Here is an 18,048-nt window from a genome sequence, read left to right on the forward strand (position 1 = left end):
AAAAGAGTATGTATATTTAATATGCATACTCTTTTTTATATTGTTTAAAATATTAATTCAATTTTTTATTTTTTGATTATACCACTCTGTATTACCGAGATTTTCCTTTAATACATCTTTTAAATCTTTTAAGTTAAAATATCCTAATAATTCATCATCTCTATACAATTCAAGCTCTGATGAATCAAGCAGTATATTTATCAGATTATTCGCTCTGATACCATTTTCAGTTTTTATTCCTATACCAATATATATTGATTCATCATTTTCAATTATATCCTCCTCAGAAATAGAGTAAGTAATATAATTATTAGATTTTTTCTTTATGCGTAAATATAAATTATCATTAGGTATTATTTTATCACTATAAAATACTATTGCTGCAATTTGACTATCATCATATACTGATAGAATATCATCAACAATAGAAGTATCTACACCAATAGCCAATACAGATTCATTTTCTTTATCAAAATTCATTATAAACATTAAGTCATTATCAATATTAACCTCCCATTGAGCTAAAATAGTTGAGGATAAGATAAATAATATTATTAATGTAATTTTTGAAATATTTTTCATTGTGAAAACCATATAATTAAGAAACTTTATTTAAATAATATCACTTATGTAAAAATAATCAATATTACAGAAATATACTAATAGTTTTATTTTTTTAATATTTCATTTTGATATTTTTTAATTATGATTGATATTGGTATATTTTTATTTATTTCTTCTTCAAGATTATAATTATTTAATATGTATAATAATTCATACCCATTAGGCATTATTCTTATATAGGCATCTGATAAATCTTCAATACTTACAGGATAATAAGGTATTCCCAAACATTTATTATCATATAAAACTTGTATATGATTTATAAAATTAATTCTTTTATTTTGATAATCTTTTTCTGTTTCTTGATTTGATTCATATAATTCATTTTCAAGTATTTTATTTTCATTGTATACATCAAATTGTTTTGCTAAACTGCTTCCGATTATTTGATAAGAAGAACTATTATCTATAAACTCAAAAATATCTTTGATAAGATTAAAATCTATTTTCATAATTGAAAATCTCTTAAATAGCGGTACAAGAAAAAATTGGAGATGGCGGGACTCGAACCCGCGTCCTACGAAGCGTACCATATTCGTCTACATAGCATATCTTATCTTTGAAGGTTTCGCCTTATAGGTAGAAGACAAGCAGAAAAACTATAAGACTAGCATGAGTGTACGTAATATTAGGCTCATACGGCACCTAATACAAGTTCTATGTGTTTTGGCACCGAAAAAGTAACCCATAGACAAATCACTTAATCAGCGGCAACTTCAATTAAGCTGCGAGTGCATATTCGTCTGCACTTATTTTTCGGTATGATATTAACGTGCATACACCTAGCACGACTATGCAAAATATGTTCCAACCATCGCAGTCGAAGCCGGAGCATCCCCTTTCAAAGAACAAATGTTAATTTATATTAACATTTATAAAAAAATTGTCAATATTTAAATTATATTAAAAATCAAAACAATATCTTTTTTAGATATTTTTATCTTGAATTTTTTCGCTAAATTCTATATCATATTTTAAAACCTATATTGGGAATGATTATGAAAAATAGAATTAGACTCATATTAAGTTTTACAATTCCATACATCATTTTTATATCAATAATAGCCGTTATTTTACTTTCAATATTTATTCCTTTAAATAAAGAGTTCTATTTTAATAGAATATCATTAAACGTAGAATTAGCCAAAAGTGAGATAGAAAGCCGAGTTGATGATATTGTAAACTCTCTAACATTTTTAAGTTCTTATGCCGAAATAGGCATCAATACTCAAAATATAGCACAAAGTATTACTAATGTAAAAAAATTCGGTAATTATTTTGATGTGTTTTACTGCGATACAGTACCTTATAGCAGAGGCGGTACGTTTATAAGTTCAAGAATAACATATCCCAGCAATTTATGATCAAACTGCAAGAGAATGGTATATAAATGCTTCAAAAAGTCAGAATAGTTTATATATAACAGCTCCTTATATTGATTTTAATTCAGGTAGTTTAGTTATAACATTTATTAATAAGATAATGATTAATAATAGATTAGCCGGATATTTTGGTATTGATTTTGATAATATGAATACCGTTGTTAGAAATGCTAATAAGGATTTTATAGATTCTATAAATGTAGTTACTGAAGACGGATTATATATAACTCATGAAAATAATGAATATCTTATGAATCCTAAGATGCTTGTTTTTAATGATAATTTATTTTCATCATATAAAAATAATATCCAAGACTCTGGAATATATATAAAAGATAATTATTGGTATACAGTAAGAAAAGTTAATAATGCTCCTTGGTATATAGCAATTAAGGGCGATGCTTCATATTATTTTAATTTAACTAGATATTTAATATTATTCTTAATTGCTTTTGGAATATTATTTATAATTGGCGAGCTTATAATTGTTTCTATATCTTTGATACCTATTTCTGATAGATTAGATGATGTTATAGTGAGTTTAGAGAGTATGGCTAATGGAGATTTTGCTTCAAGAATTAAAGAGCATAAATTAATGGACAGCAGTGCAAGAAGACTTTCTAGTGTTATGGAAAAGATGCAGAGAAATATTGGAAAGACTATGTATAAGATAAAAACAGGAGTTGAAGAGGTTAATAAAAATGGAGAGGCTATAGCTAATGTAAGTATGGAATTATCCAACAAGGCTAATGAACAGAGTGTGTCTTTAAATAATTTAATAGATGCTATAAATGCAATATCTTCATCCATAGAGTATGCTTCTAAAAAAACTTACTCTGCAAAGACTATGAGTGATGAATCTTTTGAGAACACTAAAGTCGGTGTTAAGATGATCGGCGAAATAAAAGATAATATGAATGAGATAACAGAGGCAAGTAATCAAATTTCTCATATTATAGAAACTATACAGGCAATAGCTTCACAGACAAATATACTTGCTCTTAATGCCGCAGTAGAAGCAGCAAGGGAAGGAGAGCAAGGCAGAGGTTTTGCTGTTGTTGCAAGCGAAATAAGAAAATTGGCTACTACTGTTTCACAGGCTACAAAAGACATTACTGTTATAGTTGAAAATGCTGTAACTAAAATAGATAATGGAAGCATTTCAGTTTCAAGAACTTCTAAGACTTTAGATCATATAGCAAAAAGTTCTGTTGAAACTTCATCTATACTTTTGGAGATATCAGCTTCTTCAAATGAAGAGATAGAACGTATAAATAATATTAATAATGATATAGGAGTTATTAATGAAATAATGATCAAAAATGAAGAGCTTTCAAAACAAGCCTCTGAAGCTAGTGCTAAAACTTCAAAAATGGCTGAAGATATAGTAAGAGAATTGTCATTCTTTAAATTTGGTCATGGTAAGTAAAATGAAATAAATAAAATTAATTGAGAGTAAATAGAAAAATAGTAAAACAATTTAATATTTATTGTTTTACTATTTTTTTATTATATAAAATTCTATTTTTGTAGGAATAATTTTCTTTAACTTTTAGGAAGAAGTTTAACAGGATCCACTGCTCTTCCTTGATAAGAAATTTTAAAGTATAATTCGCTTCTGTCTATCATACCTGTATCACCTATATCTCCTATATAATCTCCTTTTTTTACTATATCTCCAAGCTTAACATTTATCTTAGAAAGATGAGCATAAGAAGTATTATATCCGTTTTTATGTTTAAGTATTATAACAGTACCGAATCCTCTTATATTATCAGCATATTCTACTATTCCATCATCGGAAGCTACAACTTTATCTCCAACATCTCCTAATATATTAACGCCTCTGTTTGCGAGTTTGTCAGAAGCTACTCCATATCCTGAAATTATTATACCTTTATAAGGCCATATAAAAGAACTTTCAGGCAATATAGAATCATCATTAAAAGAATATGGAACCATTTTAGCTGTTTTTACTTTTAGATTAGCACCAACATATAATTTATATTCATTGGCATTTTTTATATTATTAAGCTGCATTAAACCTCTTAAATCCATTTTATGCTTTTTAGCTATTGAATATAAACTATCACCGCTTTGTACTTTATAATTTGATATTACTAAAGTGGTTGTTTTTTTAGGATTAGCATATACTTTAAGAGTATCTCCAACCTTCAAAATATATTTATCATTTATATTATTTATAGAATATAATTCTACTAAATCCATTCCTCTTGCCAAAGCTATTTCGCTTAAAGTATCTCCGCTTTTAACTTTATAATTTTCTAAAGTTCTATATGCGGTTGTCTGTGAAGAACTTCCTATACTAATATTATCATATATTTTTAAAGTGTCCCCAACTTTAAGTACATAATTATTTTTGAGATTATTTAATTGAAGCAAATCTTTTAAAGACATAGAATTCTTTAATGCTATCTCTCCAAGTGTATCTCCATTTTTTACTTTATATGTTTTTATAGTTTTGCTTTGTGCGTTAGAGGCATTTGCTCTTGCATATATTTTTAATTTTTCGCCTGTTCTTAATTTGTATTTTAGAGGATCATCTATATTATTAATTTTTAGAAAATCGTTTACACTAATATCATTTTGAAATGCTATTCCGTATAAAGTGTCTCCGCTTTTTACAGTATAATATTCAATTTCTTTTCCTGTATCTTTTTCATTATTAGTGTTTAAATTATTCTCTTTTTTAGATGATTTAACATACATAGTTTTACCTACATATAGTTTATATTTATCAGGATCATCTATATTATTGATTTTCAAAAATTCGCTTGCTGTCATGCCATGAGAGAAAGCTATTCCGTATAAAGTATCACCGCTTTGTACTTTATAAGTATCATAACTTTCTGTATTATTATCATTATTATTGCTGTTATTTATTATATTATTTGAAGGCGAATTACTTTCTTTTTGATTATTTGCCACTTTAAGAGTTTGTCCCACTCTAAGATTATATTTATTGGCATCTTTAATATTATTTATAGCTAGAAATTCATTAGCAGTCATTCCATGAGCGAATGCTATACCGAATAAAGTATCTCCATTTTTTACTTTATAATCTTTATATGAGTCTCCTTCTTCTCCTTTCAAGCCGAAAACTTTATTATCAGTATCATATACAAGAGTATAGCCTTTCTCTTTTACTTTTAAAACTTCTCCTACTTTAAGATTATATTTATCCGGATCTTTTATATTATTAATTTTTAAAAATTCGCTTGCACTCATATCATGAGCGAATGCTATTCCAAATAAAGTATCTCCGTTTTTTACTTTATAATCTATATAATCAGCCGCGAAATTAAGCGAGGCAAAGGTGCATCCTATAATGGATGCATATTTAAAAATATTTTTCATAATTATTATTTTTCAGTTCAATCTAAAGGCTTTAATTTGCTATTTCAAAAACTTCATCTACAAGAGGGTCTGAAGGTGTAACCGTAACAGTTACCTCTTTAACGCTTGACATTTGAGGTCCTATCTTTATTTTTTCTACAAACTCATCAATATCATTTTTAGTTTGTAAATATCCTATTACTTCCACGGAACCGTCATAATTATTCCACACTTTTCCGCCGATTTTCATTTCATCGGCCACCTGTTTAGCATAGTATCTGAAGCCTACGCCTTGAACTCTTCCTTTTAATATAATATCTACTTTAAACATATATAAATTATCGGAAATATATTTTATGGAATTTATATCAATAAATAAAAATTGACAATTTATATAAACGATTATAAAATACTTTAAATGTATAATATAGAAATTACTATAAAAAATATCGATTTAAAATTTAATTCAAGTGATAAACTCTTTTCACCTAGAAATATAGATATAGGAACATTATCTATGATTGATGAGGTGAATTTTGAAAATGAAAGTAAAATCCTAGATTTAGGCTGCGGATACGGTTTTGTAGGCATATTAGCTGCAAAAATAATAGGAGAAGATAAAGTAGTTATGTGTGATATAGATACTGAAGCTGTGGAAATGTCAAAACATAATGCTATTCTAAATAATGTGGAAAATATTAATATTATACAAAGCGACGGACTTAAAAATATAATTGATAAAGATTTTTCTATGATACTTTCAAATCCTCCTTATCATACGGATTTTTCTGTGGCAAAGCATTTTATAGAATCAGGATTTTATAAATTAACATTAAATGGTAAATTTATAATGGTAACTAAAAGGCTTGATTGGTATAAAAATAAACTTTCATCTGTATTTGGAGGAGTAAAAGTAAAAGAAAAAAATGGATATTATATTTTTATATCTGAAAAGAGAAATATGATTGACTCAAATAAATTGAAGAAAAAATTAAAAAAAGAAAATAGAGAAATTCTTAAAAGTATGAAATCTAATAAAAAGAATCATAAATGACCTATTATAGGAAGCCCTGTAATATAAAAGAATATTACATTTGCTAAAAATCCTATTATAGTACCGAATATTATACCAAATACCACATCAAAAGGATAATGCAGACCTACATATACGCGGCTGAATGCTATAAGAGAGGCTATAGGATAAAATAATAAAGCTGAATATAAACTGTAACTGCCCATAGAGAATGATACTGAAAAGGCTACCATAGTATGACCTGATGGAAATGAATGCTTATCCGGCGGATACATAATAGGTATTTTTTCATGCTTTTTATATGGGCGTGTTCTGCTGAAGAAACTTTTTATATATAAAAATAAAAATATACATATAAAAATTCCTGTTACAGCTCTTGAAAAATATAAAGCGGCATAATCTATTCTAAACATATAAAATATTAAATAAATTATCATCCATATATATCCGTCTCCCATTCTGCTCATAAATTTCATTAAGCTTTTTACAGGACCTTTTCTATTATCTTTGAATATTTTTAAAAATAATTTGCTGTCTATATTGGACATAAATCTTATCAATGGAAGATTATTTATATAGTTTATTCTTTTTTGTTTTCTTCTTTTTTTGAGAATTTTTTTAATTTTTTTTATTCTTTTTCTTTTGATTTTTTTATGATTTTTTTGGCTATTATCATTATTATCATTAATATTATTTTGTTCATTTTCCATATAAAGAAGTCCAATTTAATGATTTATAATAAAATACCATAAAATATAAATAAATCAACTATTATAAAGAAATATTGAAAATATATATACATTTTAAAATATTTAGTGATTTTTTTAAAATTTCCGAAAATGGTACAAACATATAAGGAAAATTTAATTTTTAGGATATTAAAAAGTGCTTGTAGGAAATAATGCTTATGAAAAGTTTATAGATTATATAGAAAACGTCATAAACTTTAATTTTTTATCTCATATACCCGGCTCTGATGATACTATAGAAATGCAAAGAGAATCTATTATCAATATAATAAAAAGAGCAAATACTAATGAAGCCTTTCTGGACTACATATCATATACATATACCATATTTGAAAATGATATTATAAAGCAAATATTATCTATATCTTGGACTAAAGGAAACGGCGAAGAAGATAGAATAATAAATGATGATAAGTTTGAATTAAATAGTGAAGAATTAGTTAATTATATTTCTATACTTTTGGTTTTAAGAGATATAATGCATACAAGCTATATAGCATCTCTTCCAATATACTATGAATATAAATATGAACAAAAAGAATTCATAGATAAAGCTAGGGAAATGATAGAACATTCTATATCTAATATATCTACTTTGGAGCATATTAATCCTATATTCATAGCAATAGCAGCAAAAAGTGTCATTCCTTATTCTATAACAAATGATGAGCTTTCTTCTTCATCTAAATTAATAGCAATACTTTTTAATTTGTCAAGGATAATGGCATCATATCCTTATACTGATAAAATTATAGAAGACACTCAGCCTATATTTTCAAGTGCTTTGTATAATTTGGTTAATAATGCTTCTTTCTTGGGTTTGGATTATAAGATGATTAGAGTTATTTATGATAAAGCAAAAACAGGAGAAATAAAGTGGAAAAATTAAGTAAATATAATATTACCTTTATAGTATCTGCTGTATCATCTTTAACTATAATATCAATGTGTGCATATATGATTTTGAATGTACCTGCATATATTATGAGGGTATTAATGCTTATAGAGTTTGTATGCTCTTTTTATTTTGTATGTGTGTTTTTCTATAAATTAAATAGATATTCTAGAATTGAAACTTTTTTTTATTTAGTAATATATTTAGTGCCTTTTATACTGTCTATATTAGGACTTTTTTATATAACTAACTTTTTTTCTTTGAACAGAGTTTTTTTAAGAGAAAATCTTATAGCTTCTTTTCTCACTAGAGGTTATCATGTTCTATTTATTTTTTATATATCTCATATAATATACTTTTTCTATTTATTTAGCATTGAAAATAAGAATACTTTTTATTCTTTGATATCTTCAAATTTTATAATAGTTGTTTCTATTATAATGGCTGTTATATTTATAGTATTATATGGAATAATAAATTGGGTATTTGATAATAAGATAATAACTTCTTATGATGATACAAAAAATGAAATAATATATGAGGCAGGACTTGCATTTTCTCAAAATGCTGATACTGATGAACTTGAATATGAGGGCTTTGCTAAAAGTTATAATATGGTTCTTGTATATTATGATAATGAATTGAAATATAGATCAGAAGATTGGGATAATTTTGAAGGAAGGCATTTGCTTTTTGAAGTGGCTATTATGCTTGGAAACGGATTCTTATTTATGGGAAGCGGTAAGGAATTTATTTATCCTTATTATATGTTTATACTTATATATGTAATAGTCAATTCTCTTATGCTTACTTGTTCTATAATGTTCTTCAAATTATTTTTGGAGAAAAAATTTAATAATTATATTAATATAATGATAAAAGGTTTTAAAGAAGACAGTTACATATATGCTGTAGATACAGAAAAAATGGATGATACAGAAATAAAGAAATTAGCAGAATTATATAATAAAAAATTACTTACTTACAAATACAGAGAAAGATTTATAAAGATGTTTACTAGATGATTTTATTGAAATAAGTATTATATAAAAAAATCACTGCAAAAGTATCATAATAATTTTGTTTAATACTTTTGCAGCGTTAAATAATTGAATAATAGAAGAATTAATTATTTGGTATTAGTAGCATTATACTCTTCAATCCATTTTTGCATAGCTGTTATATTAGTATAATATTTTTTAGTAAGCTCATCATTATAATAGAATTTTATATCTTCTCCATTTATTAAAGCATTAAGAGTATTTCCTTCAAGTGTGAAATTGAGATCCTGATTTCCAAAAAACTCCATAGTGTATACTGCTTCATTTTTGCTTTTTATTTCTTTAACATAAGTTGTAGCCAAAGTTATTAATGAACCTAGAGGATCTATTATTGTTTTTTCATCACCGACTAATACTTTATCCGCTATGAATAATATAGACTGATTTTTTGTATTGGTATAAAATTTATTTCCAGCATTTTTAAACCAAGTATCTTCTTTGCTTTGACATGAAATAAATACTAATGCAAAAAATATTATTAATAATTTTACTTTCATATGTATTCTCCTTATATTAATATTAATTATTAAAAACTCCTATAAATAATTAATTATTTTTTATTCTCCAAAATTAGGATTATGTTTTAATGTGCCTTTTATATAATAGACATCATTTTCTATAGTGAGAGAAGCATTTATATAAAGCTCTGATCTTTCATATCTAAAAGTTGATGTTTTAAATATTATAGGCGTATCATTATTTTCTGCATATATTACTGCATGTACAGAAAATTCTGATGAAGACATTTCAACTATATTTTTTGCCTGTATTTCACTGTTTATATATAGATCTTCTAAAGGCAGTTTTATTAATAAAGTTCCATTATCTCTGTATGTATTTTTAGAACCTAAAACTCTCATTTGTGTTTCACCTAAAGAGGATCTATTTTTAGTTATTTGTACAAAACCTACACAAAATCTGTCATTCCAGCTTTTATTTATACCTGTTCCATATTCAGGCACTCTGATAGTATTTTGTTTTGATTGAGCATATGAGTTTTGATTAAAATAAAATAAACATATTAAAGATAAAGCAAAAATAAAGTGTATATTTATTTTTTTCATTATTGTTATAATCCTTTTTATATTTGTAAATTTATTATTAAAAGATAATATTAACCCATTTTTATTAAGTATAATTTTATTTTGATACTAAAAATCAAGGGTTTTACCTGTATAATAAAGTAAAACCCTTTTTTAATATTTTTTATTTATAAATAGGAAGCCATTGTCTTATTTATTTTAATAATTTGGATCTATTATTGTAGAATTTCCTATATCTATAGGTTGTACGCTTGAACCCATTTCCATATTATCTCTATTTGCTATTTTACTTTTTGTCTTTAAGTTATAAGTTTCAGTTACAGGGTCTTTATCTTTTTCTGCTGTAATTTTTGTTAATGTAACATCCATTTGTAATTCGCGATTTATACTAATAGTACCATTACTTTTTAATTCAACCCATATAGTTTTATCAGCATTAAGGAAATAAAGAGTATGTATTGTGTATGTAGAAAGGCTTTCTGATGATATATTTTTAGCAGGAATTCTTATAACATCAGATGAAAATCCTATATCTTTTAATGCAGGCATTTTTATTAATATGCCCCCAGCATTTGCATCTTGTAAATTAGGATCATTTTTAGATACACTCATTTGAAAATCTTCTTTAGTAGTTATATTTTTTGTAGTACCGTCATTAAGTGTTAAAATTAATGGTTCATCTGTACCAGCAAAAAATTTGTATTGTGTATAACTTGAATTTATACCATCACCATTTCCTGTTGGAATTGTTGGTGTAGTACTTCCGCCGCCATTGTTATTGTTTCCGCCTGTACCTGTTGTGTCCTTATTAGAACAGCTTACAGATAAAAGCCCTGCTAAAAATAAAGTGAAAATAATAGATAAAATTTTTTTGTTCATAATTTGAACTCCTTTTGATTGTTTTTATATAAACATTATTAATTAATGTTTATTTTATATGATTGCAGCAAATGTAAAATATGATTACATGCCTTTACGCATTTAAATACGAATTTAAATGTATTATTAAATTTATTTTATTATAAATGAATATTGTAAAAAATCAATACAATTTTATATATTTTTTAATATTTATTATTAAATGATATTTACTTGCTATAATGTATTAAATATCAATAATGGCATAATATTTGAATAAGTATTTGATGATATTCATTGAAATGTAATAAAAAAATGCTTTAATTAATATAGATTATTTAATTTATTAGTATATGCTTGAAACTTTTTTTACATTTTATCGTCTAATATGCTATAATATCAAAAAGATATTGTAGAATACATATTAAGAAAACAGTTTGATTATGAAGACAATAATAGAAACAGTTGTAAAAAGACCAGTAACTATACTTATGGTTATTGTATCAATAATTATATTAGGTATTGTGAGCCTATCAAAACTATCAATAGATTTTATGCCTAGTATTGAAGTTCCTTATGTAAGCATTTATACAAGGTATAAAAATGCCGGTCCTGAAGAGATAGAAAAATCAGTTACAAAAATCATTGAGGGTGCTGTAGCTACAGTAAATAATATAAAAGAAATCACTTCAACATCAAGAGAGAATGCATCAGATGTAACTATAGAATTTAACTGGGGAACAGATTTAAATGATGCTTCAGAAGATATAAGAGAGGCATTGGAGCAGGTTATAGATTTGCTTCCGGATAATGCTGAAAAACCTATAATAAGAAAATTTAGCACAGATGATATTTCATTAATGGAAGTTGCCATTTATGGTATGAATGATCAGGCAGCTTTATATAATATAGCAGATAATCAGATTGCACCTCAGATAAAACAGGCTAAAGGTGTAGCTCAGGCGGAAGTTTTAGGCGGATTAAAAAATGAAATAAAGATAGATGTTAATTTAAATAGATTAAAAGCATATAATATTGATATAAATGAAATAGCTTCTGTGCTTGCTAGAGATAATAATAATTTGGTTGGAGGGCAGGCAGATCAGGGTTTTTATAAATATACAATAAGAACAATGGGAGAGATAAATAGTGTTGATGATATAAAAAATACTATTATTGCTTTAAAAAAAGATAATGTAGGTAATTCATCTGTAGTAAAAATACAGGATTTAGCAGATGTTTATCAGGGTTATGATGATGATGTTAATATAATAAAGATTAATGGTGAAAATTCTATATCAATAGCTGTAAGCAAAGAGTCAGGAGCTAATACTGCTGAAGTAGCAAAAAATGTAATAAAGCAATTAGAAGAATATAATTTTCCTCAAGGCGTAAAATATGAAATAATGTTTAATACAGCCGATAGTATAAATGAGTCTATAAAAGGAGTTCTTGAGGCTGCTTGGCAGGGAGGACTTTTTGCTGTTATAGTTCTTATGATTTATATGTGGAATATTAGAACTGTATTGATAATAGCTATATCAATACCTATTTCTATAATAGTAACTTTTACGCTTATGTATTTTATGAAAGTTACTTTAAATGTAATATCACTTTCAGGGCTTGTGCTTGGAATAGGTATGATGGTTGATAATTCTATTGTAGTGCTTGAAAATATATTTTATTACAGACATCATGGATATGGAAAATATTCATCAGCCATTAATGGAGCTTATAAGGTATCGCTTGCCATTTCAGCTTCTACTTTCACCACTATTGCTGTATTCCTTCCATTTTTATATATTGAAGGTATGGTTAGTCAGATTTTTAGAGATTTATGCATCACTGTTACTGTGTCAATGATAGCTTCTTTATTAGTTGCTATTTTAATAGTGCCTATGTTTGGAGCAAGACTCATAACAAATAAAAAATTAAAACTCTTTTCAAAATTTGAAGCTTTAAGTAATAAATACATACATGATAACATGAGCAATATCTATGATAAAATTTTGCATTTTGCAATAAGAAGAAAGAAAACTGTATTGATACCATCTATTATATTAGTATCCGTTATAATATTTTTAGGAGTTATGTTTATTGGTAAGGAGGGATTTCCTAAAACTGATGAAGGTCAGTATATGGTGCGTGTAACTATGCCTATAGGTACTAAATATGAACAGACACAGTCATTCATTGGACTTATGGAAAATGATATAAGAGAAATAGTTAAAGATGATTTGGTAAAGATTCAGTCAAGGATAAGAAAAGGAGATGAAGCAAATAGTGCTAATATAAGAATAGAATTAAAATCCAAAAGCAAAGGAAGAAAAGGTTCTATTGAAGATTATGTTGAACTTACAAGAGAAAAACTTCAAAGATATCCTGCAAAAATAAATGTTATGGCATTAGGATCAAGTCCAAGCGGAGGAACAGGCGAGGCTATAAGAATAGAGATGCTTGGAGATGATGCTGCTCAGGCAAAAGAGCTTGGAGATAGAATAGTAAGTGCGATATCAAATATAGAAGGTGTAAGAGGTGCAATGGTTGATATTGATGAATCAAACAGAGAACTTCAAATATATGTTAATAGAGATATAGCTGCTAAAATGGGGCTTAAAGTTAATGATGTAGCAAGAATAATAAATACAAGTTTTGCAGGAAAAACAGCTACTACAATAACACCTGAAAATTCTGACTTTACAGATGTAGATGTTAATGTTCAATTAGAAAATATTGACAAAGTTACAATAGATGATGTAAAAAAGGTGAGTATACCTGTAAAAGGTGTATTGATACCATTATCCTCAATAGCGGATATAGTAAAAAGTTATGGTCCGAATAGAATAGAGAGAAAAGACAGAAAAAGATTTACAGTTGTAATTGCTAATGTTTATGGAAGACCTTTAAGCGAGGTTATTGCTGAAATAAAAGATAATATAGATAGTAATGTATTCATACCAAACGGCATATCTATAAATTACAGCGGAGATTATGAGGATATGAATGAAGCATTTGTACAGTTAATACAGGCTTTGGTTTTGGCTTTAGTTTTAGTTTATGCTATTATGGCTAGTCAGTTTGAATCTTTGATAGCACCTTTTGTAATAGCATTTGCAATACCTTTCGGCTTTGCCGGTTCTCTTATTGCTTTATTTGTAACTAATACCACACTCAATGCTTATAGTGCTGTAGGTTTTATAGTTTTAATTGGAATAGTAGTTAATAATGGTATAGTATTAATAGATTATATGAATCAGCTTATGCATGAAAAACATATAAACGGAGATGAATCTGCTTTGCTTGCCGGTAAAAGAAGATTAAGGCCTGTACTTATGACAACTCTCACCACTATATTAGGTATATTCCCTATGACTTTGGGTATGGGAAGCGGAAATGAAATGTATAAGCCTTTATCTATAGCATTATTGGGAGGACTTATAGTTTCTACTATGTTTACATTAATCATAGTTCCTACAATTTACGCTGCTATAAGAAATAAAATACCTCTTAAAGATTATGATAAAAAAGATCAAGAAAGTGCTAATGATTTCGCTTTAAATAACACTGTAAATGCAAAATGATGAATTTTTAAATGAATTAGAGTTTATGTATGAGTAAAAAGATTTTAATTATAGGAAGCATAAATAAAGATTTAGTAGTAACAGCTCCTCGTTTTCCTAAGGAAGGAGAAACTATATTAGGAAGCAATTTTTATACAGGAAATGGAGGAAAGGGAGCAAATCAAGCTTGTGCTATAGGTAAATTAGGCGGTGATGTAAGCATGCTTGGAGCTGTAGGAGATGATAGTTTAGGAAAAGATTTATGCGATGCTTTAATTTCTAATAATGTTAATACTGATAATTTAATAATAAAAAATAATGTTTCCACAGGTATTGCAGTTATTACTGTTACCAATTATGGTGCAAATAATATTATTGTAGCACAAGGGGCTAATGCTTTAATTACAAAAGATGATATAAAAGAAGAATTAATATCTTTATATGATATTATAGTAATGCAGCTTGAAATTCCATTGGAAATAGCTGAATACGCAGCATATATCGCTAAAAAGCTAGGAAAAACAGTTGTACTCAATCCTTCTCCGGCTGTAAAGCTAAGCAGAGATTTTTTAAGCTATGTTGATATATTGATACCTAATGAAACAGAGATAGATATAATAGGCGGTATAGATTATGCATTTGAATGCGGAGTTAAAAATATAATACTTACTTTGGGTGCTAATGGATGCGATTTTATAAATGAAGAAGAAAGAAAACATTTTGATGCCTATAAAGTTGATGTTGTAGATACTACCGCAGCAGGTGATAGTTTTTTGGGTGGGGTTGTAAGAATGATAGCTGATAATAAATCTATAGAAGAAGCTATAATTTTTGCTACAAAAGTTTCTAATATAACTGTTACTAGAAAAGGGGCAATAGATTCCATACCGACTTATGAGGAAGTTATAAATAAAAAGTGGTAATTTGCTGTTTATCTTTTTTAACAATCATTATTCCATATTGTAAATAAATTTTATTTAGATTTTATACAAGTATTGACATATTAACTTTTTTTAATATACTAAAAATTATATGCAGTGAAACTAAAAGAGATTTTATTTATGAAAAAATATTTATTTATATTATCATTTATGCTTCTTGTGATGTTTTCAGAAAAAGAATGCAAAGGTCCTGATGGAGACAGTAAGCCAACACCTTTTAGAAAAGAAACAGAAATGATTTATAATAAAAAATATAATTTAGATGCAGAGGGTATTTTTTATAGTATAATTATATTTTCAATAATTACATTACCTTCATTATATGTAATAAATAAAAGATATGATAAATAAGAAAATCAATTAAAAACTATTTATAAAAAAACATTCTAAAATGACGGAGAAGATTATGATAAATGTAGAAGACTTAGTAGATGTAGAAGCCGCAAATATAAATGAAGATGATTGGAAATTGTATAAGGTATTTAAACCTATGAAAATTTTCGGTAAACAATTAGAAAGTTTATTTGATATAGGTATTCATAAAGTTTGGAAATTAGAAGATATTATAAATAATTTAAAAGATCATATTTCTATATTATCAGATTCCAGAGACCAATTAAAAACAGCTTACGGCGATTTTATGTTTATAGATGTAGATGATAATTGGTATGATAATTTGGAGATATATAAAATACTAATAAAAATCAATGAAGACGGCAGTATAGATTCCAAAGTTGACTGCGGAGATGATGAAAATATATTCAGTGTATATTTCAAGAATAATGATATAATTGATATAATGGAATCAAGAATAAGATGATTTTATCCCCATATTATCAAAAGAAGTTTATATAGTATTGGTATAAGAACAACTGATAAAGCACCGGCAATACCTATGGCTAATCCTGACATAGCACCTTCTGTTTCTCCCAATTCTATAGCTTTGCTAGTTCCAACAGCATGGGAAGATGTGCCAATTGCAAGTCCTATAGCTAATGATGATTTTATTTTGCATATTTTACATACAGTAGGGGCAAGAATAGCACCTGTAACTCCGGATATAATAACCGATAAAATAGTTATAGATCTTATTCCTCCCATATTAGAAGTGATATCCAAAGCAATAGCAGTTGTTACAGATTTTGTAAGTAAAGAAGGAAATAAAGCTTCAGATATCCCCATTAATTTAGCAGATATAAATATTCCCATTATTCCTATTGAACTTCCTATAGCTATACTTATAAATATTACGGCTAGATTAGCTTTTAATATAGGAAGATTTCTATATATTGGAAGAGCTAAAACAACAGTAGCTGGTCCTACTAAAGCATTTATAAATTTACCGCCGCTTTCATTATAAACACTGTATGGTACTTGCATAAAATAAAGAGAAAAACCTACTAATATTACGCTTGTTACTAATGGAGTCAAAACAGGAAATTTAGTTTTTACATATATAGTATATGAAATTATATATGCTATTAAAGTTATCACTATTGGTATAATAGGGTTTTGTATAAATAATTCTTTCATAATATTGTCCTTATTATTGTTATGTTCGACAAAGCCAAATAGTCCCGAGTAATTTCATTACTCGGCGGCTTTGTCTCGCTTGTTTATTGTTATGTTCGCCCACCGAAGGTGCCTACTTGGTTCGCTATTATAAGTCAGTAACTGAAGTTACTGGCTGCTTCGGCTCACTTTTTTGTTGTTATGCTCGACAAGCCAAATAGTCCCAAGTAATTTCATTACTCGGCGGCTTTGTCTCGCTTATTTATTGTTATGCTCGACAAAGCCAAATAGTCACAAAATAATTTCATTACTCGGCGGATTATCTCGCTATTATTGCTATGTTCGCCCACTGTAAAATGCCTAATTGGTTCGCCTAAAGGTTTGGCTTAATAAATTAACTCAAAAGCATTTGTCAATGTGGCACTATTTTTATATTATATATTTCTAAATGTACCTATTTAGTATTTAAATAGTTAAGATTATGCTATTATTATTTCCTCAATTTTGAAAATAATTTTTCAAAAAACTGAGAGGATAACCCTGTGCTTATCATAATAATTACTGCCATAAATATGCATATTGCTACAAATGGTATAATTTCATCTTTTACATATTGATATTCATCTATTATAGCCAAAGTTCCCGGTATGAATAATAATGACATATTTGCTATTAATAATTCGCTTGCTTCGTCTATATGGCTTTCTTTTACTATTCCTGTTAATAATAATATAAATAAAAGCATCATGCCTATTACATTTCCAGGTATAGGCAGTTTTAAAGTTTTACTTAGAATATCAGATATTGAGTATATAGAAAATATTACAGCAAATTGTTTAATGAGTTTCATTTTTATTCCATTATCTATATTTTGTTAATTTTTTTGGTATAGATTATATATATTAATTTATTCTTTTTCAATAGAAAAGTTTATAAAATATAATATATTTATTTGTGTTTTGCATGGGTGCCATACATATTGCATTTAAGTATTCCTTATCTTTTTGAAGTATAACATAGGTGTATCATAATT

General features: G+C 26.8%; 19 protein-coding genes and 1 other RNA gene. 9 read left to right on the forward strand and 11 right to left on the reverse strand.

The features are described from left to right. Positions 1-57 precede the first annotated feature (57 nt). The 3 genes from Q0K19_RS08165 to ssrA form a co-directional block, all read right to left on the reverse strand. The gene (locus Q0K19_RS08165; protein ID WP_297247088.1) at positions 58-582 is read right to left on the reverse strand and encodes a hypothetical protein; all 525 of its coding nucleotides are present in this window, start codon (positions 580-582) and stop codon (positions 58-60) included. 86 nt (positions 583-668) lie between these two features. Beyond that, complete coding sequence (locus tag Q0K19_RS08170) at positions 669-1,076, reverse strand: hypothetical protein (protein WP_297247090.1); 408 nt, start codon at positions 1,074-1,076, stop codon at positions 669-671. Positions 1,077-1,110: 34 nt separating this feature from the next. Then, positions 1,111-1,463, reverse strand: a transfer-messenger RNA (tmRNA) gene (gene ssrA, locus Q0K19_RS08175). A gap of 159 nt (positions 1,464-1,622) precedes the next feature. On the opposite strand from ssrA, the gene Q0K19_RS08180 reads away from it, so the two are divergent. Continuing rightward, positions 1,623-1,988, forward strand: a complete 366-nt coding sequence (locus Q0K19_RS08180; RefSeq protein ID WP_297247092.1) for a hypothetical protein — start codon at positions 1,623-1,625, stop codon at positions 1,986-1,988. 118 nt (positions 1,989-2,106) lie between these two features. Beyond that, on the forward strand, positions 2,107-3,435 hold the full coding sequence (locus Q0K19_RS08185) for a methyl-accepting chemotaxis protein (protein WP_297247094.1): 1,329 nt from the start codon (positions 2,107-2,109) through the stop codon (positions 3,433-3,435). 116 nt (positions 3,436-3,551) lie between these two features. Here the strand turns inward: Q0K19_RS08185 and Q0K19_RS08190 are convergent, their stop codons facing one another. Then, positions 3,552-5,384 (reverse strand): LysM peptidoglycan-binding domain-containing protein, encoded by a 1,833-nt coding sequence (locus tag Q0K19_RS08190; RefSeq protein ID WP_297247096.1) that lies wholly within the window; start codon positions 5,382-5,384, stop codon positions 3,552-3,554. A 31-nt stretch (positions 5,385-5,415) separates the two neighbouring features. After that, entirely contained in the window at positions 5,416-5,694 is a 279-nt protein-coding gene (locus tag Q0K19_RS08195; protein WP_014488785.1) for an acylphosphatase, read from the reverse strand. Between the two features lie 87 nt (positions 5,695-5,781). Here Q0K19_RS08195 and Q0K19_RS08200 point away from each other — a divergent pair, with 87 nt between their 5' ends. After that, a complete protein-coding gene (locus Q0K19_RS08200; RefSeq protein WP_297247098.1) occupies positions 5,782-6,417 on the forward strand; it encodes a methyltransferase in 636 nt (211 codons plus the stop codon). On the opposite strand, the gene Q0K19_RS08205 is transcribed toward Q0K19_RS08200, so the two are convergent. After that, positions 6,408-7,106: a phosphatase PAP2 family protein gene (locus tag Q0K19_RS08205; protein ID WP_297247100.1), complete on the reverse strand. Its 699-nt coding sequence runs from the start codon at positions 7,104-7,106 to the stop codon at positions 6,408-6,410. The genes Q0K19_RS08200 and Q0K19_RS08205 overlap by 10 nt on opposite strands. A 175-nt stretch (positions 7,107-7,281) precedes the next feature. Between Q0K19_RS08205 and Q0K19_RS08210 the strand changes: the two genes are divergently transcribed. After that, positions 7,282-8,034, forward strand: coding sequence for a pyridoxine kinase (locus Q0K19_RS08210; RefSeq protein ID WP_297247102.1), 753 nt, complete (start codon positions 7,282-7,284; stop codon positions 8,032-8,034). Then, on the forward strand, positions 8,022-9,065 hold the full coding sequence (locus tag Q0K19_RS08215; RefSeq protein ID WP_297247104.1) for a hypothetical protein: 1,044 nt from the start codon (positions 8,022-8,024) through the stop codon (positions 9,063-9,065). Before Q0K19_RS08210 ends, Q0K19_RS08215 begins: the two co-directional genes overlap by 13 nt. A 104-nt stretch (positions 9,066-9,169) precedes the next feature. Here Q0K19_RS08215 and Q0K19_RS08220 read toward each other — a convergent pair whose 3' ends face one another. The 3 genes from Q0K19_RS08220 to Q0K19_RS08230 form a co-directional block, all read right to left on the reverse strand. Beyond that, positions 9,170-9,598 (reverse strand): hypothetical protein, encoded by a 429-nt coding sequence (locus Q0K19_RS08220; RefSeq protein ID WP_297247106.1) that lies wholly within the window; start codon positions 9,596-9,598, stop codon positions 9,170-9,172. A gap of 60 nt (positions 9,599-9,658) precedes the next feature. Further along, positions 9,659-10,165, reverse strand: coding sequence for a hypothetical protein (locus Q0K19_RS08225; RefSeq protein ID WP_297247108.1), 507 nt, complete (start codon positions 10,163-10,165; stop codon positions 9,659-9,661). Positions 10,166-10,342: 177 nt separating this feature from the next. Next, positions 10,343-11,023 (reverse strand): hypothetical protein, encoded by a 681-nt coding sequence (locus Q0K19_RS08230; protein WP_297247110.1) that lies wholly within the window; start codon positions 11,021-11,023, stop codon positions 10,343-10,345. Between the two features lie 422 nt (positions 11,024-11,445). Between Q0K19_RS08230 and Q0K19_RS08235 the strand changes: the two genes are divergently transcribed. The 4 genes from Q0K19_RS08235 to Q0K19_RS08250 all read left to right on the forward strand — a co-directional run bounded on the left by Q0K19_RS08235 (position 11,446) and on the right by Q0K19_RS08250 (position 16,323). Then, positions 11,446-14,583: an efflux RND transporter permease subunit gene (locus tag Q0K19_RS08235; RefSeq protein WP_297247113.1), complete on the forward strand. Its 3,138-nt coding sequence runs from the start codon at positions 11,446-11,448 to the stop codon at positions 14,581-14,583. A gap of 29 nt (positions 14,584-14,612) precedes the next feature. After that, entirely contained in the window at positions 14,613-15,485 is an 873-nt protein-coding gene (rbsK, locus tag Q0K19_RS08240; protein ID WP_297247115.1) for a ribokinase, read from the forward strand. 138 nt (positions 15,486-15,623) lie between these two features. Then, the gene (locus Q0K19_RS08245) at positions 15,624-15,854 is read left to right on the forward strand and encodes a hypothetical protein (RefSeq protein ID WP_297247117.1); all 231 of its coding nucleotides are present in this window, start codon (positions 15,624-15,626) and stop codon (positions 15,852-15,854) included. Positions 15,855-15,909: 55 nt separating this feature from the next. After that, entirely contained in the window at positions 15,910-16,323 is a 414-nt protein-coding gene (locus tag Q0K19_RS08250) for a hypothetical protein (RefSeq protein ID WP_014488774.1), read from the forward strand. Positions 16,324-16,325: 2 nt separating this feature from the next. Here Q0K19_RS08250 and Q0K19_RS08255 read toward each other — a convergent pair whose 3' ends face one another. Together Q0K19_RS08255 and Q0K19_RS08260 are read right to left on the reverse strand one after the other, a co-directional pair. Continuing rightward, positions 16,326-17,036, reverse strand: coding sequence for an LrgB family protein (locus tag Q0K19_RS08255; RefSeq protein ID WP_297247121.1), 711 nt, complete (start codon positions 17,034-17,036; stop codon positions 16,326-16,328). Positions 17,037-17,505: 469 nt separating this feature from the next. After that, on the reverse strand, positions 17,506-17,865 hold the full coding sequence (locus tag Q0K19_RS08260) for a CidA/LrgA family protein (protein ID WP_297247123.1): 360 nt from the start codon (positions 17,863-17,865) through the stop codon (positions 17,506-17,508). Positions 17,866-18,048 lie beyond the last annotated feature (183 nt).

It is taken from the genome of uncultured Brachyspira sp., assembly GCF_944393015.1.
GTDB lineage: Bacteria > Spirochaetota > Brachyspiria > Brachyspirales > Brachyspiraceae > Brachyspira.

Coding starts and splice junctions, on each gene's coding strand:
- Q0K19_RS08165 (WP_297247088.1), bottom strand. CDS start 582: ATGAAAAATATTTCAAAAATTACATTAATAATATTATTTATCTTATCC.
- Q0K19_RS08170 (WP_297247090.1), bottom strand. CDS start 1,076: ATGAAAATAGATTTTAATCTTATCAAAGATATTTTTGAGTTTATAGAT.
- Q0K19_RS08180 (WP_297247092.1), top strand. CDS start 1,623: ATGAAAAATAGAATTAGACTCATATTAAGTTTTACAATTCCATACATC.
- Q0K19_RS08185 (WP_297247094.1), top strand. CDS start 2,107: ATGATTAATAATAGATTAGCCGGATATTTTGGTATTGATTTTGATAAT.
- Q0K19_RS08190 (WP_297247096.1), bottom strand. CDS start 5,384: ATGAAAAATATTTTTAAATATGCATCCATTATAGGATGCACCTTTGCC.
- Q0K19_RS08195 (WP_014488785.1), bottom strand. CDS start 5,694: ATGTTTAAAGTAGATATTATATTAAAAGGAAGAGTTCAAGGCGTAGGC.
- Q0K19_RS08200 (WP_297247098.1), top strand. CDS start 5,782: ATGTATAATATAGAAATTACTATAAAAAATATCGATTTAAAATTTAAT.
- Q0K19_RS08205 (WP_297247100.1), bottom strand. CDS start 7,106: ATGGAAAATGAACAAAATAATATTAATGATAATAATGATAATAGCCAA.
- Q0K19_RS08220 (WP_297247106.1), bottom strand. CDS start 9,598: ATGAAAGTAAAATTATTAATAATATTTTTTGCATTAGTATTTATTTCA.
- Q0K19_RS08225 (WP_297247108.1), bottom strand. CDS start 10,165: ATGAAAAAAATAAATATACACTTTATTTTTGCTTTATCTTTAATATGT.
- Q0K19_RS08230 (WP_297247110.1), bottom strand. CDS start 11,023: ATGAACAAAAAAATTTTATCTATTATTTTCACTTTATTTTTAGCAGGG.
- Q0K19_RS08235 (WP_297247113.1), top strand. CDS start 11,446: ATGAAGACAATAATAGAAACAGTTGTAAAAAGACCAGTAACTATACTT.
- rbsK (WP_297247115.1), top strand. CDS start 14,613: ATGAGTAAAAAGATTTTAATTATAGGAAGCATAAATAAAGATTTAGTA.
- Q0K19_RS08245 (WP_297247117.1), top strand. CDS start 15,624: ATGAAAAAATATTTATTTATATTATCATTTATGCTTCTTGTGATGTTT.
- Q0K19_RS08250 (WP_014488774.1), top strand. CDS start 15,910: ATGATAAATGTAGAAGACTTAGTAGATGTAGAAGCCGCAAATATAAAT.
- Q0K19_RS08255 (WP_297247121.1), bottom strand. CDS start 17,036: ATGAAAGAATTATTTATACAAAACCCTATTATACCAATAGTGATAACT.
- Q0K19_RS08260 (WP_297247123.1), bottom strand. CDS start 17,865: ATGAAACTCATTAAACAATTTGCTGTAATATTTTCTATATACTCAATA.